This is a genomic window from Pelagibacterium montanilacus (assembly GCF_003992665.1).
GTDB classification, from domain to species: Bacteria; Pseudomonadota; Alphaproteobacteria; order Rhizobiales; family Devosiaceae; genus Pelagibacterium; species Pelagibacterium montanilacus.
This window is the reverse complement of record NZ_RZMX01000055.1, coordinates 85,390-102,171: the sequence shown is the minus strand read 5'-3', so window position 1 is coordinate 102,171 and position 16,782 is coordinate 85,390. Positions and strand designations below refer to the sequence as shown.

General features: G+C 64.3%; 15 protein-coding genes. 9 read left to right on the top strand and 6 right to left on the bottom strand.

Annotation, left to right across the window (positions count from 1 at the left end; translation table 11 throughout):
* The 3 genes from EO136_RS15770 to EO136_RS15760 all read right to left on the bottom strand — a co-directional run bounded on the left by EO136_RS15770 (nt 1) and on the right by EO136_RS15760 (nt 2,474).
* Nucleotides 1–822: an ABC transporter permease subunit gene (locus tag EO136_RS15770; RefSeq protein ID WP_246018409.1), complete on the bottom strand. Its 822-nt coding sequence runs from the start codon at nt 820–822 to the stop codon at nt 1–3.
* A gap of 71 nt (nt 823–893) precedes the next feature.
* On the bottom strand, nt 894–1,637 hold the full coding sequence (locus tag EO136_RS15765; protein WP_127145350.1) for a transporter substrate-binding domain-containing protein: 744 nt from the start codon (nt 1,635–1,637) through the stop codon (nt 894–896).
* A gap of 69 nt (nt 1,638–1,706) precedes the next feature.
* Nucleotides 1,707–2,474 (bottom strand): ABC transporter ATP-binding protein, encoded by a 768-nt coding sequence (locus tag EO136_RS15760; protein ID WP_281280386.1) that lies wholly within the window; start codon nt 2,472–2,474, stop codon nt 1,707–1,709.
* Between the two features lie 331 nt (nt 2,475–2,805).
* Here EO136_RS15760 and EO136_RS15755 point away from each other — a divergent pair, with 331 nt between their 5' ends.
* Nucleotides 2,806–3,960 carry a GGDEF domain-containing protein gene (locus EO136_RS15755; RefSeq protein WP_127145348.1) on the top strand — a complete coding sequence of 385 codons (1,155 nt, stop codon included), beginning with the start codon at nt 2,806–2,808 and terminating at the stop codon, nt 3,958–3,960.
* Here EO136_RS15755 and sseA read toward each other — a convergent pair.
* Both sseA and EO136_RS15745 read right to left on the bottom strand, forming a co-directional pair.
* Entirely contained in the window at nt 3,943–4,785 is an 843-nt protein-coding gene (sseA, locus tag EO136_RS15750) for a 3-mercaptopyruvate sulfurtransferase (protein WP_127145347.1), read from the bottom strand. The two genes, EO136_RS15755 and sseA, sit on opposite strands and share 18 nt — an antisense overlap.
* Nucleotides 4,786–4,799: 14 nt before the next feature.
* Nucleotides 4,800–5,747, bottom strand: coding sequence for a nucleoside hydrolase (locus EO136_RS15745; RefSeq protein ID WP_127145346.1), 948 nt, complete (start codon nt 5,745–5,747; stop codon nt 4,800–4,802).
* A gap of 186 nt (nt 5,748–5,933) precedes the next feature.
* On the opposite strand from EO136_RS15745, the gene rirA reads away from it, so the two are divergent.
* The 4 genes from rirA to EO136_RS15725 all read left to right on the top strand — a co-directional run bounded on the left by rirA (nt 5,934) and on the right by EO136_RS15725 (nt 10,282).
* Complete coding sequence (gene rirA, locus EO136_RS15740) at nt 5,934–6,389, top strand: iron-responsive transcriptional regulator RirA (RefSeq protein ID WP_127145345.1); 456 nt, start codon at nt 5,934–5,936, stop codon at nt 6,387–6,389.
* A 255-nt stretch (nt 6,390–6,644) separates the two neighbouring features.
* Nucleotides 6,645–8,006 carry an NAD(P)-dependent oxidoreductase gene (locus EO136_RS15735; RefSeq protein ID WP_127145344.1) on the top strand — a complete coding sequence of 454 codons (1,362 nt, stop codon included), beginning with the start codon at nt 6,645–6,647 and terminating at the stop codon, nt 8,004–8,006.
* On the top strand, nt 7,999–9,318 hold the full coding sequence (gene preA, locus EO136_RS15730) for an NAD-dependent dihydropyrimidine dehydrogenase subunit PreA (protein ID WP_127145343.1): 1,320 nt from the start codon (nt 7,999–8,001) through the stop codon (nt 9,316–9,318). Before EO136_RS15735 ends, preA begins: the two co-directional genes overlap by 8 nt.
* Before the next feature lie 46 nt (nt 9,319–9,364).
* Nucleotides 9,365–10,282 (top strand): DMT family transporter, encoded by a 918-nt coding sequence (locus EO136_RS15725; RefSeq protein WP_246018408.1) that lies wholly within the window; start codon nt 9,365–9,367, stop codon nt 10,280–10,282.
* A 7-nt stretch (nt 10,283–10,289) separates the two neighbouring features.
* On the opposite strand, the gene EO136_RS15720 is transcribed toward EO136_RS15725, so the two are convergent.
* Nucleotides 10,290–10,928, bottom strand: coding sequence for a TetR family transcriptional regulator C-terminal domain-containing protein (locus EO136_RS15720; RefSeq protein WP_127145342.1), 639 nt, complete (start codon nt 10,926–10,928; stop codon nt 10,290–10,292).
* Nucleotides 10,929–11,133: 205 nt separating this feature from the next.
* Here EO136_RS15720 and aptA point away from each other — a divergent pair, with 205 nt between their 5' ends.
* From aptA to hydA, 4 genes are read left to right on the top strand one after another with little or no spacing between them, the layout of a single operon-like run.
* Entirely contained in the window at nt 11,134–12,462 is a 1,329-nt protein-coding gene (gene aptA, locus EO136_RS15715) for an omega-aminotransferase AptA (RefSeq protein ID WP_127145341.1), read from the top strand.
* 3 nt (nt 12,463–12,465) lie between these two features.
* Complete coding sequence (locus EO136_RS15710; RefSeq protein WP_127145340.1) at nt 12,466–13,959, top strand: CoA-acylating methylmalonate-semialdehyde dehydrogenase; 1,494 nt, start codon at nt 12,466–12,468, stop codon at nt 13,957–13,959.
* A 26-nt stretch (nt 13,960–13,985) separates the two neighbouring features.
* The gene (locus EO136_RS15705) at nt 13,986–15,236 is read left to right on the top strand and encodes a Zn-dependent hydrolase (RefSeq protein ID WP_127145339.1); all 1,251 of its coding nucleotides are present in this window, start codon (nt 13,986–13,988) and stop codon (nt 15,234–15,236) included.
* 51 nt (nt 15,237–15,287) lie between these two features.
* The gene (hydA, locus tag EO136_RS15700; protein ID WP_127145338.1) at nt 15,288–16,739 is read left to right on the top strand and encodes a dihydropyrimidinase; all 1,452 of its coding nucleotides are present in this window, start codon (nt 15,288–15,290) and stop codon (nt 16,737–16,739) included.
* The last annotated feature ends 43 nt before the right edge of the window (nt 16,740–16,782 follow it).

Below are 16,782 nucleotides of genomic sequence, written 5' to 3'. Positions count from 1 at the left end.
TCACGACTCCACCGGCATGCCGCGGCGCGCCCGTTTGGTGACGGCGCGGAAGAAGCGTTCCGAGAGCAGTGTCACGAGGATGTAAAAGACAAAGAGCGCGGTGTAATAGCCCCAGCGCCAGTCGCCATGGACCATGCCGACCTGGGGCAGGAAGTTGGGCGCGCCCAGTTGGCCGGCCCACCAGACGATGTCGTTGATCTGGAGGAGCGAGAGGAGCGCGGTGGCCTTGATCAGCAGCATCCAGACATTCGAAAGGCCGGGGAGCGCATAGACCCACATCTGCCGGATATGGATGCGCATGAGGACCTGGCCCTCGCTCATGCCATAAGCCCGGGCCGCTTCGAGTTGGCCGGAGGGCACGGCGCGCATGGCGCCATGGATGACGTTGGCAACGAAGGCGCCATAGACGATGCCAAGGGCGAAGCAGGCCAGAACAAGGTATTGTTCGGTCGAGAAGTAGAGGCTCGCCTCGCGGCAGGGGGGCCAATTGCTCTGATAGGCTTCAATGGATTCGGGCGTGCACACGAATTGTGCGGCGACCAGTTCCAGGCCCTGGATGAAGACGAGAGGGAAAAACAGGAAGAACAGGACGTCCGGCACGCCCCGGACAACCCCTGTATAGACGCCCCCGATCAGCCGGGCTGGCAGGAAGCGCGAGCGCTTGAGAAGCGCGCCCAGGACGCCGAAGACGAGCGCGAGCACGCCGCCCAGAAGAGCGGCGATGATGGTGAACCGGAAGCTGGTATACCAGGCCATATGGCGGCCATTGGTGAAATAGCCGAACCAGAAGGCGATGTCCTCGCCCACAAGGCGAGCCAGCAATGAGGGGTCTGTGTCCACGGTGCGCGCGAGCGTTCAGAACCGGCGGCCCTATGGGCCGCCGGCTGAACCGATCAATATGCGGGTGCGTCGTCGCCGTACCACTCGGCCAGCAACTGGTTTACCGTGCCGTCGGCCTTGAGGGCGTCGAGAGATTCATTGAGCGTGGCGAGAAGCTCGGTGTCTTCCTTGCGGACGCCGCCGCCCACACCGCCGCCGATCATCACTTCGGGCCCCACAAAGACGATCGCGCCGCCCGAATTGTCCACGACCGGCTGCAGGAAGCTGCCGTCGGCGAGGATCAGGTCCACATTGCCGGCAGCGAGGTCGGCAATGGTCTGGTCAGGGGTGGCAAACGAGAGGATCTCGTTGGCGTCCGCGAAGTTCTCTTCCGCATAGGCTGCCTGGATGGTGTTGCCCTGAACCGCGATGCGTGCGCCTTCGAGATTGTCGAAGTCGAACTCGGCACCGGCCGTGGCCACAAAGAGCGAGGGATCGGGGGGATAGTAGTCCTGGGTGAAGTTGATGGTCTCGAGCCGCTCGTCGGTGATCGACATGCCCGCCATGATCACATCGTAATTGCCCGAAAGCAGGTTCGGGATGATCGATTCCCAGTCGTTCTGGACGACTTCGCACTCGATCCCGGCGTGTTCGCAGATCGCGTTGGCCAGGTCGATTTCATAGCCGTCGAGTTCACCGGCCTCGTTGATGAAGTTCCAGGGGGCGTAGGCCCCTTCGGTGCCGACGCGGATCGACTGGGCGTTCGCCGCGCTCGAGAGCAGGGCGAGTGCCGTGGCGGCGAGGAGTAGCTTTTTCATTTTTTGCTCCATTTTTGGTGCGTTGTCGTTGGGACCGGGAGGCCTTGCATGATGATTGTCGTTTCCCGGTCAGGTATGATCGGCCGCGCGAAGGAACTGGCGCAGCCGATCCGATTGCGTCGAGGAGAACACGGCATCGACCGTGCCTTCCTCCTCGATCCGCCCCTGGTGCAGGAAGACCACCTTGTCGGCGACTTCCCGGGCGAATTTCATGTCATGGGTAACGAGGATCATGGTGCGCCCCTCGTTCGCCAGCATCTTGATGACCCTGAGGACCTCGATCTCGAGTTCCGGATCGAGCGCGGAGGTCGGCTCGTCAAAGAGCATGATCTTGGGCCGGATGCAGAGCGCGCGCGCGATGGCCGCGCGCTGCTGCTGGCCGCCCGAAAGCTGGGCGGGAAAGGCGTTAGCCTTGTCGGCTATGCCGACCTTGTCGAGCAGTTCCTCGGCATCGGCGCGCACGTCTCGTTCCGGGCGCTTCTGAACCCTCAGGGGCGCTTCCATGACGTTCTCGAGCACCGTCATGTGCGCCCACAGATTGAAGGACTGGAACACCATGCCGATTTCCGAGCGGATGCGCCGGATCTGGTTGGCGTCGGAGGGCCGACGGTCCGGGCCCCGCCCCGTGAGCGCGATTTCTTCGCCGTCGATGGCGACGGTTCCGCTGTTGGGCACTTCGAGCATGTTTATGCAGCGCAGGAGCGTGGATTTTCCCGATCCCGACGAGCCGATGAGGGTGACCACGTCACCGCGCATCGCCGACAGGGTCACGCCCTTGAGGACCTCAAGGTCACCGAAGGATTTATGCACCTCGTTGATCGTCAATATGGACTGCAACCGCAGAGGCTCGCTTCCTATCGGCCCAACGGTTTCAGAACACGTCGCAACCGAGCCAGTGTGTACGCGCCATCGGGTTTGCCCGGGGTGCCTGTTTGGTGATCGGAAACCCGATGTGCCTCGATCGGAGGCAAGCAAAGCAGAATTTTCCAGAAAGACAAAGAAAAATCGCAGCCCATGCTTCCCGCCGCCGCCCACGCGCATCGTTTTTCCGGGAGGCGGTAACATTTTGGATACCACACAGGCTGACTTTTTGGATACCACTTCTGCGCCATGATGGACCGGGCGCGGGTCGGCGGTGCTATCCTCGCGCACTCGTTCAGGGGATTTCATGGCTTTCGATTATGGCTCTGTTCTGCTCGCGGTGGGGGCCGCAGGGACAGCGCTTTGCTTCACCCTCACGATGAACTGGCTGCGCCAGCGTGCGGCGGGCTTCCTGCTCACATGGGCGCTCGCCATCGGCATCATCGTGGCTTCGGTGGTCATGTTCTCGGTCTTTGCGGCGACCTCTTCTTGGTTGCACGGGCTCGTGGCATGCCTGCTTCTCGTTCTCGGCTTCGCGGTCAACCATGCGGGCATGGTTCACTTCCGCGACGGACAGGTGACCATGCGGCCCCTGTTGCTCGTCGCCGCCCTGATGTGGGTGCCGCTGAGTGTGGCCAACCTCGTGGGCATGGATGGGATCGCGTTCTGGATGGTCAATTTCATGTGCGCGGGGCTGATCACGGCGACAGGGCTCGGCTATTGGCTGGCGCGCAGCGAATCCGAGACGGTGATCTCGATGATCGCCATGCTGCACTGGCTGATGGCGTTCTCGTTTTTTCTCTGCGGACTGGTCGCGATCGTCGAGCAACCGTTCCATCTTTCCCACGGGATGCCGGAAAACTGGGCTGAAGTGTTCAACCTAGTCTGTGCGGTGGTCACCATCACCGGCGTCGGGGGGCTGATGATCACGGTCTATCAGGAGCGCATTTCGCGGCGTCATCAGGATGATGCGCTGACCGATCCGCTGACCGGGCTGCGCAACCGCAGGGCGCTGTTCCGGCAGTTCGGGGAGCGGGCGCTGGCCCGGGGAACCGGGCTCGTGGTTTTCGATCTCGATGATTTCAAAGGGCTCAACGACCGATACGGTCACGGGTTCGGCGACGAGGTGCTGCAGCGCTTCGCCGCGCTGCTCGAGACGACGTCGGGGGCGAACTGCACCGCCGTGCGGCTGGGCGGCGAGGAGTTCGCGCTGACGCTCACCGGCGTCAGTCTTGCCCATGCGGCCGAGGTGGCAGAACGGGTCCGAGTGGCGCTCGAAGGGCTGGTGTGCCGCACCGCAGACGAACTGGTGTCGTGCACGGTCAGCGCCGGCGTGGCGGTGACCGATGATCACGACACGACGTTCGACCGATTGCTGTCGAGCGCGGACACCGCGCTCTATCTCTCCAAGCGCAACGGTCGCAACAGGGTCACGGCACCGGCGTCACTGCGCGCTGCCTGACCCCGCGTCTGGATCGACCCTCGCCCCCCATTCGGCCCAGGACCCGTCATAGAGCGCCACGGCGCGGGCGCCGGTGACGGCGAGGGCAAGCGTGAGCACCGCTGCGGTGACGCCCGAACCGCAGGTCGTGATGACCGGGCGGTCGCGATCGATCCCAAGAGCGCTGAACGCCTTGGACAACTCGCCGGCGGGCTTGAGTTTGCCGTCGGCGATGAGCTGGGTGAAGGGCAGGTTGCTGCTGGCCGGGATATGGCCCGACCGCAGGCCCGGGCGCGGCTCGGGGGCCTCTCCGGCAAAGCGGGGGGCGGGACGGGCGTCGAGGATCTGGGCCGAGCCATCGCCCGATGCTGCGCGGACCGCATCGAAGGCGGCAATCGCGGTGGCATCGAAGCTGGCGTCGAACCGGGCGGGTTCGGCGCGCGAGGGGCCCTGCTCGAGGGGGTGGCCCTCCAGGCGCCATTTCGGTCCGCCGCCCGAGAGAATCCGGACATCGCCGGCGCCCATGGTGCGCAGGCTCCACCACACGCGGGGAGCCGAGAACAGCCCATGCTCGTCATAGACCACGATGGTCCTGTCCGACGCGATGCCCAACGCGCCGGCCATGCGCGCGAAGATTTCGGGCTCGGGCAGCATGTGGGGGAGGCCGCCCGAGGTGTCGGCAATCGCGTCGATATCGAAGAACACCGCCCCGGGAATGTGGCCTGCCTCGAACTCGGCGCGTGCGTTGCGTCCGGCATCGGGCAGGTACCAGGTGCCATCCACGACGATGATTTCGGGGTCATCGATGTGCTCGGCCAGCCATTGGGTGGAAACGAACGGGTCCATATCTGCTTTTCCTTTCACGGCAGCGTCGCGATGCGTTCGGCCAGCAGGGCGTAGAACGCGTCGGCATCTCCCGACCTGATGAACATGGCATTGGCCGGTCGGTCGGTCACATGCCAGTAATCGGTAACGGTCATGCCGCGGGTGAGTTCGCTCGTGGTTTCGATCGCGACATTGCAGTGCCGGCCCGAAAAGATTTCCGGGGCCAGCAGCCAGGCGATGACGCAGGGATCGTGGAGCGGAGCGCCGGGCCAGCCATATTTGGCCAGGTCGAAGCGCTCGGAATAGCCCAGCATGTCGGCAATCGCCGCGCCACTGCGGTTTCCCATGTTCCGGAAGGCGGCGATACGCTCGGGCGTGGCCAGCATCTGGTGGGTGACGTCGAGCGGCAGGACGGTGAGCGGCACGCCGCTGCGAAAGACGATATCGGCGGCTTCGGGGTCGACATAGATGTTGAACTCGGCCGCCGGGGTGATGTTGCCCACCTCGAAATAGGCGCCGCCCATCAGCACGATCCGCCCGATACGCGGCGCGATGTCGGGGGCCTTGACCAGCGCCATGGCGAGATTGGTGAGCGGGCCGAGCGCGCAGAGGGTGACGCTGCCCTCGGGTTCGGCCCGGACCCTATCGATGATGAAATCAACGCCGTGACCGGGCGTCGCTTCACTCTGCGGAGCAGGGAGATCGGGCCCGTCGAGGCCCGTCTGGCCGTGGACGTGCTCGGCGGTGACCAAGGGGCGGAGGAGGGGGCGGGCACAGCCGGCATGGACCGGCACGCCGGTCCGGCCCGAGAGCTCGAGCACCTTGAGGGCGTTGAGCGTGTTCCGGGCGAGCCCTACATTGCCGGCAATGGTCACGATGCCGAGCAGGTCGATCTCGGCGGGCGAGGCGAGCGCCAGAAGGATGGCGACCGCGTCGTCCTGGCCAGGGTCCGTGTCGATAATGATCTTTTGAAGAGAGGACATGTGCCGCCTGTTTGGAGAATCGCCAGAAAGAAGCTTAATCGGTGGACGGGCGGGCGCCAACGCGCGTTGCAATCCGGAGACGCCGCATCAGCTTTTCTTGACACAGTTTAGAATAGTTATAATCTATCGCCGTCCGCGTCTGGCTTCAGGCGCGCACGCGTCGGCACCGGGAAAGGCCATCGATCCATGAGACTCACGCGCCAGTCGAGCTATGCGCTGCGGACCTTGATGTATTGTTCGATCAATTCTCCTGACCTGTCGCGGGTCAGCGATGTGGCCAAGGCCTATGGAATTTCCGAGCTGTTCCTGTTCAAGCTGATCAAGCCGCTGGTCGAGAACCGGCTGCTTGAAACGGTGCGCGGTCGGCATGGCGGCATTCGGCTGGCCAAGCCGGCGTCCGAGATCACGCTGCTCGACGTGGTCAAGCTCACCGAAGAGAATTTTGCGCTGGCCGAGTGCTTCGAAGGCGGGGATACGTCCTGTCCGCTGGTTGCGGGTTGCGATCTCAACTCCGCGCTGCACGAGGCGCTCGAGGCGTTCTTTGCGGTGCTGCGCTCCTATACCATCGCCGACCTCACCGACAAGCGCCGCGCCATGCGCTCGCGCCTCGGGCTCGAGATGCTGGGCGCCGAGCTCAACTAGCTTTTGCCGGCATTGACGACCGGGTCTGGTCGGGCGTCAATATGCGGCTATAAATATGATCTTTACTGTCATGTTTAATTCGGCTATCACATCCGGGCAGGAGTGAGGCCTGCCCCTTGGGCCCTGCGTGCGGATCGCCAAAGCCGCATGCAGGGCCCATTTCAGGCAACTATGTGCCCGAAATTTTACCGATTGATAAAAAATCGGTTCCGCGTTAGCGTTTCCCCTGGATGGATCATCTGAGGGGGTGTTCGCATGTCCACGGGACAATTCGCCAAGGGGCTGGCCGGCGGCCGGCTCAGCCCCGAACAGTACGCCGAGAACTTCTCGGACCTGCACCAGCCGTTCACCGAGCACGAGGCCAGGGTCGAGGCGGACCGGTGCTATTTCTGCTATGATGCGCCGTGCATGACGGCCTGTCCGACTTCCATCGACATTCCGCTTTTCATCCGCCAGATTTCGACCGACAACCCGCTTGGTTCGGCCAAAACGATCTTCGACCAGAACATTCTGGGCGGGATGTGCGCGCGGGTCTGTCCCACCGAAACGCTGTGCGAAGAGGTGTGCGTGCGCGAGGTCGCCGAGGGCAAGCCGGTCCAGATCGGCCGCCTGCAGCGCTATGCCACCGACACCGCGATGTCCCGGGGCGTGCAGTTTTACGAGCGCGCACCTTCGACCGGCAAGCGCGTGGCGGTGGTGGGCGGCGGTCCGGCAGGGCTCGCCTGCGCGCACAGGCTGGCCATGCACGGGCACGCCGTCACTGTGTTCGAGGCGCGGGAAAAACCCGGCGGGCTCAACGAATACGGGATCGCCGCCTACAAGAGCACCCATGATTTCGCTCAAGGGGAAGTCGACTACGTCACGGCCATCGGCGGGATCGCAATCGAGACCGGCAAGGTTCTCGGGCGCGATATCGCGCTCTCCGAACTGGCAGCCGATTACGACGCGGTGTTCCTGGGCATGGGGCTTGGCGGGGTCAACGCGCTCGGCGCGCTGGGCGAGGATGGGGCGGCCAATGCGGTGGATTTCATCGCCGAGCTGAGGCAGTCCTCGGACCTCTCGGCGCTCGAAGTCGGCCGGCGGGTGGTGGTGATCGGGGGAGGGATGACCGCGGTCGATGCCGCGGTGCAGGCCAAGCTCCTGGGCGCCGAAGAGGTTACGATCTGCTATCGGCGCGGCCAGGGGCACATGAACGCGTCGCGGTTCGAGCAGGATCTGGCCGCCGCCAAGGGCGTCACCATCAGGCACTGGCTGGCCCCGCGCGCGGTTCGCGTCGAGGGCGGCAGCGTCACCGGCATCGAGCTCGAATACACGCGTCTCGAGGGCACGACCCTCGTGGGCACCGGCGAGACGCTGGTGCTCGATGCCGACCAGGTGTTCAAGGCCATCGGCCAGAGTTTCGTGGCTGCCGGGCTCAATGGCAGCGGCGAGATGATCGCGACCGAGAGCGGTCGGATCCGTGTCGATGAGCGGGGGCGCACCTCGATGAGGGGCGTCTGGGCCGGCGGAGACTGCGTATCGGGCGGCGAGGATCTGACCGTGGAAGCCGTCGCGGCGGGGCGCGACGCGGCAGAAAGCATTCACCGGACCCTTTCGGGAGGAGGCATCGATGGCTGACCTGAGCAACCGGTTCGCCGGCATCAAATCGCCCAATCCGTTCTGGCTGGCCTCCGCGCCGCCCACCGACAAGGCCTACAATGTCGAGCGCGCCTTCAAGGCGGGCTGGGGCGGGGTGGTCTGGAAGACGCTGGGCGAGGAAGGTCCTCCGGTCGTCAACGTCAACGGTCCGCGCTATGGCGCGATCTGGGGCGCCGACCGGCGGCTGTTGGGGCTCAACAATATCGAGCTGATCACGGACCGGGCGCTCCAGACCAATCTGCGCGAGATCAAGCAGATCAAGCGCGACTGGCCCGATCGGGCGGTGGTCGTCTCGATCATGGTCCCGTGCGAGGAGGAAAGCTGGAAAGCGATCCTGCCGCTGGTGGAAGAAACCGGAGCGGACGGGATCGAGCTCAATTTCGGCTGCCCGCATGGCATGAGCGAGCGCGGCATGGGCTCGGCGGTGGGCCAGGTGCCAGAATATGTCGAGATGGTCGCGCGCTGGTGCAAGCAGTATTCGCGCATGCCGGTGATCACCAAGCTCACCCCCAACATCACCGATATTCGCAAGCCGGCGCGCGCCGCGTTTGCCGGGGGCAGCGATGCGGTGTCTCTGATCAACACCATCAACTCGATCACCGCGGTCAATATCGACACCTTTTCGCCCGAGCCCTCGATCGACGGCAAGGGTTCCCATGGCGGCTATTGCGGCCCGGCGGTCAAGCCGATCGCGATGTCCATGGTTTCCGAGATCGCCCGCGACGCCGAGATGCGCGGCAAGCCCATTTCGGGCATAGGCGGGGTGACCACCTGGCGCGACGCGGTGGAGTTCATGGCGCTCGGCGCGGGCAATGTGCAGGTCTGCACAGCGGCCATGACCTATGGGTTCAGGATCGTCGAGGAGATGATTTCGGGGCTCTCGGCCTATATGGACGAGAAGGGGTTCGCCTCGCTCGACGATATCATTGGGCGCGCGGTGCCCAATGTCACCGACTGGCAGTATCTCAACCTCAATTACGTCACCAAGGCCAGGATCAACCAGGACCTTTGCATTTCCTGCGGCCGCTGCCACATCGCGTGTGAGGACACGTCCCATCAGGCGATCACCAGTTCGGTCGATGGCAAGCGCATGTTCATGGTCAAGGACGACGAGTGCGTGGGCTGCAATCTGTGCGTCAATGTCTGTCCGGTCGAGGATTGCATCACCATGGAGCCGCTGGCGGCCGGAGCGCTCGACGAGCGGACCGGGCAGCGCGTGCCCGACCGGTATGCGAACTGGACGACGCACCCGAACAATCCTATGGCAAGGGTCAACGAGCCCGCCGAGTAGTGCTCCCGCGCCTCGGCGGGCGGTCACCCAGCCCCGGAGGCCCCGATTGTCGAGCGCCGCGAGCCCCGCCCATTTCGCCACCGGTCGGCAAAGGCTGCTCGGCCATCTGGCCATGGTCGCCTTTGCGACGTTCGTTGCCGGTTCCTTTACCGTGGGCGCGCGGATCGTGCCCGAGCTGGACCCCGGCCCGCTCAACGCCATACGCTTCCTGATCGCCGCGGTGCTCATGGGCATCTTCACGTTCGCGATCATGGGGCATCGCCTCGAGATACCCGAGCGCCCGTGGCGGTTCGGGCTCTATGGCGTGCTCAACGGGGCTTATTTCGTCACCATGTTCATCGCGCTCACCATGACCGCTCCGGTGGCCACGAGTGCGGTGTTCACGCTTACCCCGCTCCTGACTGCCGTCTTCGGGCTGGTTCTGCTGGGCCAGCGGACGCGGCCGGTGGTGATGGTCAGCATCGTGATTGCCGCGCTCGGCGCGCTTTGGGTGATCTTCGAGGCTGATCTCGAAGCGATATCGCGTTTTGCGCTCGGGCCGGGGGAGGCGATCTTTCTCGTCGGCTGCGCGGCCTACGCGCTGATCGCGCCGCTGATGCGCAAGTTCAACCGCAACGAGCCGGGCGTGGTGCTGACCTTCTGGATGTTGGTCGGCACCACGGCATGCATCGCCCTTTACGGGGCGCGCGGGATCGTCACGACCGACTGGACGGGGCTCCCGGCTGAAGTCTGGTGGGGCATCGCCTATCTCGCCACGCTGCCCAGTGCGGTGAGCGTCTTTTTGCTGCAATACGCATCGGTGCGCCTGCCGGCCTCAAAGGTCATGGCCTATGGCTATCTGCTGCCAGGGATCGTGATCGTGCTCGAGGGGCTCACGGGCAATGGCTGGGCAAGCCTGCCGGTGGTCGCAGGCGCCGGGGTGACGGTCGGCGCGCTGGTCCTGCTTGCGGTGCTGGCGGACTGAGCCGGCCTTATTTCTTGGGTTTGAGCCCGTGGAGGAAGAGTTGGTCGAGGAAGCGGGCGGCGTCCTCGAAACGGCCTTCCCCGCCCCTTGCCTTGCCCAGGACGGCACGCACCTGGATATCGAAATCGGCGTAGTGCTGGGTGGTCGCCCAGATCGAGAAGATCAGGTGATAGGGGTCGCAGCGTGCGATCTTGCCCTGATTCATCCAGCCCTTGATGACCGCGGCCTTCTCGTCGACAAGCTCCTTGAGCTCGGTGTTGAGCACCTCGTGGAAGCCCGGCGCACCGCGCAGCATCTCGTTGGCAAACAGCCGGCTTTCTCGCGGGAAATCGCGGCTCATCTCCAGCTTGCGCCGGATATAGGACTGGATCTCGGGCAGAGGGTCTCCATCGGCATTCATTTCGCGGAGCGGTTCGAGCCACGTCTCGAGGATGCGGGCCAGTATGGGGGCGTGAATGTCTTCCTTGGATTTGAAATAATAGAGCAGGTTCGGCTTGCTCATGCCCGCGGCCTCTGCGATCTGGTCGATCGTCGAGCCCCTGAACCCGTAGCGCGAGAACACGTCCAGCGCCGCCTCGAGAATCAGTTCGTGCTTTTCGCGCTGGATCCGCGTGACCGGCCGACCCGGCTCGGTGTCTGTGCTCATGTCGATTGCCCCCGTCGATAGGCCCGTTATCCGTCTCCAACAAACCGCGCGTGAGGCTTTTCGCGAGTGCGATGCGCAGCGGCAAGAAATATTGCCTTGAACCGTGGATCAACAGTGCTAGAATTTTTCCAATCGGTCAAAAAAATTCGACCGTATCAAGCGCGTTGTCCCGTCGCGGCGATGCGGTTGGCGACACGAGGGGCACATGACCGAGGGCGCACCGTCCATTCCCAACGATCTCAACGCGTTCTGGATGCCGTTCACCGCGAACCGGCAGTTCAAGTCCGCGCCGCGCATGTTCGTTTCGGCGAAGGACATGCACTACACCACCGCTGACGGGCGCCAGGTTCTCGACGGCACGGCGGGGCTCTGGTGCGTCAATGCCGGGCACTGCCGGCCGCTGATAACCGAGGCGATCCAGGCCCAGGCGGCCGAGCTCGATTACGCGCCCGCCTTCCAGATGGGTCACCCCAAGGCGTTCGAACTGGCCAACCGGCTGGTCGATATCGCACCCGAGGGGCTAGACCATGTGTTCTTCACCAATTCGGGCTCGGAATCGGTGGAAACCGCGCTCAAGATCGCGTTGGCCTACCACCGGATGCGCGGAGATGGCGCGCGCACCCGCCTGATCGGACGTGAGCGGGCCTATCACGGGGTCAATTTCGGCGGCATCTCGGTAGGCGGCATCGTGGCCAACCGCAAGATGTTCGGCACCATGCTCGCCGGTGTCGATCATATGCCTCACACCCACGATCCGGCGCGGAACGCTTTCTCGCGCGGTGTGCCCGAGCACGGGGTGGAGCTGGCCGAAGAGCTCGAGCGGATCATCACCCTCCATGATGCCTCCACGGTCGCGGCGGTGATCGTGGAGCCCGTCGCTGGGTCGACGGGCGTGCTTATTCCGCCGCCTGGATATCTGCAGCGCCTGCGCCAGATCTGCGACCGGCACGGCATTCTTCTGATTTTCGACGAAGTGATCACCGGTTATGGCCGGCTGGGGGCTCCGTTCGGGGCGGACTATTTCGGGGTGACGCCGGACATCATGATCACCGCCAAGGGGCTGACCAACGGGGTGATCCCGATGGGCGCCGTATTCACCTCGGGGGCCATCCACGATGCGTTCATGACCGGGCCAGAGCACCTGATCGAATTTTTCCACGGCTATACCTATTCGGGCAATCCGATTGCCGCAGCCGCCGGGCTCGCGACGCTCGAGACCTATCGAAGGGAAGGGCTTTTGACCCGGGGCGCGGAGCTTGGCGGATACTGGGAGGATGCGCTCCATTCGCTCAAGGATGTCCCGAACGTCATCGATATCCGCAATCTGGGGCTGGTGGGCGCCATCGAGCTCGCGCCGATCGCGGGCCAGCCCACGCGCCGGGCGTTCTCGGCGTTCGTCAAGGCCTTCGAGAAGGGCGTTCTGATCCGCACCACAGGCGACATCATCGCGCTCAGCCCGCCGCTGATCGTCGAGAAGACCCATATCGACCAGATCGTCGATACCATCCGTACGGTCCTCGGGGAGGTGGACTGACCCATGCAGACAATCGAAAACGCCATCGCAGGCAAGCGCCACGTCTCCTCTTCAACGCGGCACGCGCAGGTTTTCAACCCGGCCACGGGCGAGCAGAGCGCGGCCTTGCCGCTCTCGACCCCCGCCGAGATCGACGAGGCGGTGGCCGCGGCCAAGGCGGCCCAGCCCGACTGGGCGGCGACCCCGCCCCTCAAGCGCGCCCGGGTGATGTTCCGGTTCAAGGAATTGCTCGACAGGCACGCGGCCGATCTCGCCCGCGAGATTTCGCGCGAGCACGGCAAGACCCATGACGACGCCTTCGGCGAGGTCCAGCGCGGGATCGAATGCGTGGAGTATGCCTGCGGGATTCCCGAACTGCTCAAGGGCAGCTTCACCCGCAATGTCGGCCCGGCGATCGATGCCTATTCGGATCGCCAGCCGCTGGGAGTGGTGGCCGGGATAACCCCGTTCAATTTCCCCGCCATGGTGCCCATGTGGATGTATCCCATGGCGATCGCCTGCGGGAATACGTTCATCCTCAAGCCCTCCGAGCGCGATCCCTCCGCGCCCATGATGGCCTATGACCTCTTGATGGAAGCGGGGCTGCCCGAAGGGGTGCTCAACGTCGTCCATGGGGACAAGGAGGCGGTCGACCACGTTCTCGACCACCCCGATATCAAGGCGGTGAGCTTTGTGGGTTCGACCCCGATCGCCGAATATGTCTATCAACGCGGGACCAGGGCCGGCAAGCGCGTGCAGGCGCTGGGCGGGGCCAAGAACCACATGGTGATCCTCCCCGATGCCGACCTGGACCAGGCCGCTGATGCGCTTATGGGGGCCGGGTACGGGTCGGCTGGGGAGCGGTGCATGGCGATCTCGGTCGCCGTTCCGGTGGGCGAGAAGACCGCCGATGCGCTCATCGAGCGGCTCAAGCCGCGGATCGAGAAGCTCAAGATCGGCCCGGCGACCGACAAGGACGCCGAGATGGGCCCGCTCGTTACCGCCCAGCACCGCGACAAGGTGCTCGGGTACATCGACAAGGGGGTCGAGGAGGGGGCCGAGCTTGTGGTCGATGGCCGCGGCTTTTCGCTCCAGGGCTATGAGAACGGCTATTATGTGGGGGGCACGCTGTTCGACCGGGTGACCCCGGAGATGACCATCTATCGCGAGGAGATTTTCGGGCCCGTGCTCTCGGTCGTGCGGGCCGGCGAATATTTGGATGCGGTCAAGATGATCAACGACCACGAATACGGCAACGGCACCGCCATTTTCACCCGCGACGGGGACGCGGCCCGCGATTTTGCCGATCGGATCGAAGTGGGTATGGTCGGGGTCAACGTGCCGATTCCGGTGCCGGTGGCCTATCACAGCTTCGGGGGATGGAAGCGTTCGCTGTTCGGGGACCATTCGATCTACGGTCCGGAAGGCGTGCATTTCTACACCCGGCTCAAGACGGTGACCACGCGGTGGCCAGCAGGGATCAAGTCCGGCGCGCAGTTCACGTTTCCAACCCTCTAGAGGACGACACGAAGGGAGCTCCAGCCATGGCCAAACTCGGTGACAATCTCAGGACCAACGGGGATCGGCTCTGGGACTCCCTGATGGACATGGCAAAGATCGGCCCGGGCGTTGCCGGCGGCAACAACCGGCAGACCGTGACCGATGCGGATGGTGAGGGCCGGCGCCTGTTCCAGAAATGGTGCGAGGACGCCGGGATGACCATGGGCGTGGACCAGATGGGCACCATGTTCGCCCGGCGCGAGGGCACCGATCCTGACGCGCTGCCGGTCTATGTGGGCAGCCATCTCGATACCCAGCCCACCGGCGGCAAATATGATGGCGTGCTCGGCGTTCTGGGCGGGCTGGAACTGGTGCGCACGCTCAATGATCTGGGGATCAGGACCCGGCACCCCATCGTCGTGACCAACTGGACCAATGAAGAGGGAACCCGGTTTGCGCCGGCCATGCTCGCCTCGGGCGTCTTTATCGGCGAGCACGATCTGGACTGGGCCTATGAGCGGACGGACGCCAAGGGGCTCAAATTCGGGGATGAGCTCGAACGCATCGGCTGGAAGGGCGATGAGCAGGTCGGGCAGCGCAAGATGAAGGCGTTCTTTGAACTCCACATTGAGCAGGGTCCGATTCTGGAGGCCGAGGGCAAGGATATCGGGGTGGTGACCCATGGGCAGGGGCTGCGCTGGATCGAGTGCACGATCACCGGCAAGGAAAGCCACACCGGCTCCACCCCCATGCCCATGCGCAAGAATGCGGGCCGCGGGCTGGCGCAGGTGACCGAGCTGGTCCACGAGATCGCCATGAAGTATCAGCCCACCGCCGTCGGGGCGATCGGGCATATCGACGTCTATCCCAATTCGCGCAACGTCATCCCCGGCAAGGTGGTGTTCACCATCGATTTCCGCTCGCCCATCCTCGATTCGCTCCAGAAGATGGAGGCCGAGTTGCTCGAGCGGGCGCCGCAGGTCTGCGAGGCGCTTGGGCTGACCTTCGCGCACAAGAGTTCGGGCCAGTTCGATCCGCCCGAGTTCGACAAGGGGTGCGTCGCTGCGGTGCGCAACGCCGCCGAGCGGCTGGGCTATTCGCACCGGGACATCGTTTCGGGCGCGGGGCACGATGCGTGCTGGATCAACAAGGTCGCGCCCACGGCGATGGTGATGTGCCCGTGCGTGGACGGGCTCTCCCACCACGAGGCCGAGGACATCACGAAGGAATGGGCCGCCGCTGGCGCCGATGTGCTGCTCCATGCGGTGCTGGAGACGGCGGAGATCGTGGAGTGACAAAGCGCCCGGCAGGGCAGGCGGAAACAACTCAATCGAGGGGAATTCATCATGAGCACGGTCATCAAGGGCGGCACCATTGTTACCGCGGATCTGAGCTACGCCGCTGACGTCAGGATCGAGGGCGGCACCATTGTCGAGATCGGGCAGGGGCTTTCGGGCGATACCGTGCTCGACGCGACAGGGTGCTATGTGATGCCGGGCGGGATCGATCCCCATACCCATCTCGAAATGCCCTTCATGGGCACCTATTCCACCGATGATTTCGAATCCGGCACCCGTGCCGCGCTTTCGGGCGGCACCACGATGGTGGTGGATTTCTGCCTGCCCAGCCCGGGCCAGTCGCTGCTCGAGGCGATCTCGATGTGGGACAACAAGGTGGGCAAGGCGAGCTGCGATTTCTCCTACCACATGGCGATCACCTGGTGGAGCGAGCAGGTGTTCGACGAGATGGAAGAGGTGGTCAAACGCGGGATCACCAGCTTCAAGCACTTCATGGCCTATAAGGGCGCGCTGATGGTGCAGGACGACGAGATGTATGCCAGCTTCCAACGCTGTGCGGCGCTCGGGGCGCTGCCGCTCGTGCACGCCGAGAACGGCGATGTGGTGGCCGAGCTGACCCAGCGGCTTCTGGCCGAGGGCAATGACGGGCCCGAGGGCCACGCCTATTCGCGTCCGCCCGAGGTCGAGGGCGAAGCCACCAACCGGGCGATCATGATCGCGGACATGGCTGGCGTGCCGCTCTATGTGGTGCACACGAGCTGCGAGCAGGCCCACGAGGCGATCCGCAGGGCGCGCCAGAAGGGCATGCGGGTGTTCGGCGAGCCGCTGATCCAGCATCTGGTGCTCGATGAAAGCGAATACTTCAATGCCGACTGGGATCATGCCGCACGGCGCGTGATGAGCCCACCTTTCCGCAACAAGGCCCATCAGGATTCGCTGTGGGCCGGGCTGCAGGCGGGTTCACTCCAGGTGGTGGCGACCGACCATTGCGCGTTCACGACCGAACAGAAGCGGTTCGGGGCGGGCAATTTCGCCAAGATCCCCAACGGGACGGGCGGGCTGGAGGACCGGATGCCGGTGCTCTGGACCCGGGGCGTCAACACCGGGCGGCTGACCATGAACGAATTCGTGGCGGTCACCTCCACCAATATCGCCAAGATCCTCAATCTCTATCCGAAAAAGGGCGCGATCCTTGAAGGTGCGGACGCCGATATCGTGGTTTGGGACCCGAAACGCAAAAAGACCATCAGCGCCTCGGCCCAGCAGTCTGCCATCGACTACAATGTCTTTGAAGGGATCGAGGTCACCGGCCTGCCGCGCTTCGTTCTCAGCCGGGGCAAGGTGTCGGTGGAGGAATCCACGATGAAGCACGAGCCCGGACACGGCAAATTCGTTGCGCGCGAGCCCAACATGCCTGTGAATCGCGCATTGTCGCAATGGAAGGAACTGACCGCCCCGCGTAAGGTCCAGCGCACCGGCATTCCGGCGACGGGGGTTTAGTCGGCAGATAAGGGATCAGGGCGATACCGAACAGGGGGCGTGC

Excerpts from the sequence above, each read along its gene's own strand:
- hydA (WP_127145338.1), top strand. The coding sequence starts at position 15,288 with ATGAGCACGGTCATCAAGGGCGGCACCATTGTTACCGCGGATCTGAGC.
- EO136_RS15705 (WP_127145339.1), top strand. The coding sequence starts at position 13,986 with ATGGCCAAACTCGGTGACAATCTCAGGACCAACGGGGATCGGCTCTGG.
- EO136_RS15755 (WP_127145348.1), top strand. The coding sequence starts at position 2,806 with ATGGCTTTCGATTATGGCTCTGTTCTGCTCGCGGTGGGGGCCGCAGGG.
- EO136_RS15745 (WP_127145346.1), bottom strand. The coding sequence starts at position 5,747 with ATGTCCTCTCTTCAAAAGATCATTATCGACACGGACCCTGGCCAGGAC.
- rirA (WP_127145345.1), top strand. The coding sequence starts at position 5,934 with ATGAGACTCACGCGCCAGTCGAGCTATGCGCTGCGGACCTTGATGTAT.
- EO136_RS15765 (WP_127145350.1), bottom strand. The coding sequence starts at position 1,637 with ATGAAAAAGCTACTCCTCGCCGCCACGGCACTCGCCCTGCTCTCGAGC.
- aptA (WP_127145341.1), top strand. The coding sequence starts at position 11,134 with ATGACCGAGGGCGCACCGTCCATTCCCAACGATCTCAACGCGTTCTGG.
- EO136_RS15720 (WP_127145342.1), bottom strand. The coding sequence starts at position 10,928 with ATGAGCACAGACACCGAGCCGGGTCGGCCGGTCACGCGGATCCAGCGC.
- EO136_RS15710 (WP_127145340.1), top strand. The coding sequence starts at position 12,466 with ATGCAGACAATCGAAAACGCCATCGCAGGCAAGCGCCACGTCTCCTCT.
- sseA (WP_127145347.1), bottom strand. The coding sequence starts at position 4,785 with ATGGACCCGTTCGTTTCCACCCAATGGCTGGCCGAGCACATCGATGAC.
- EO136_RS15735 (WP_127145344.1), top strand. The coding sequence starts at position 6,645 with ATGTCCACGGGACAATTCGCCAAGGGGCTGGCCGGCGGCCGGCTCAGC.
- preA (WP_127145343.1), top strand. The coding sequence starts at position 7,999 with ATGGCTGACCTGAGCAACCGGTTCGCCGGCATCAAATCGCCCAATCCG.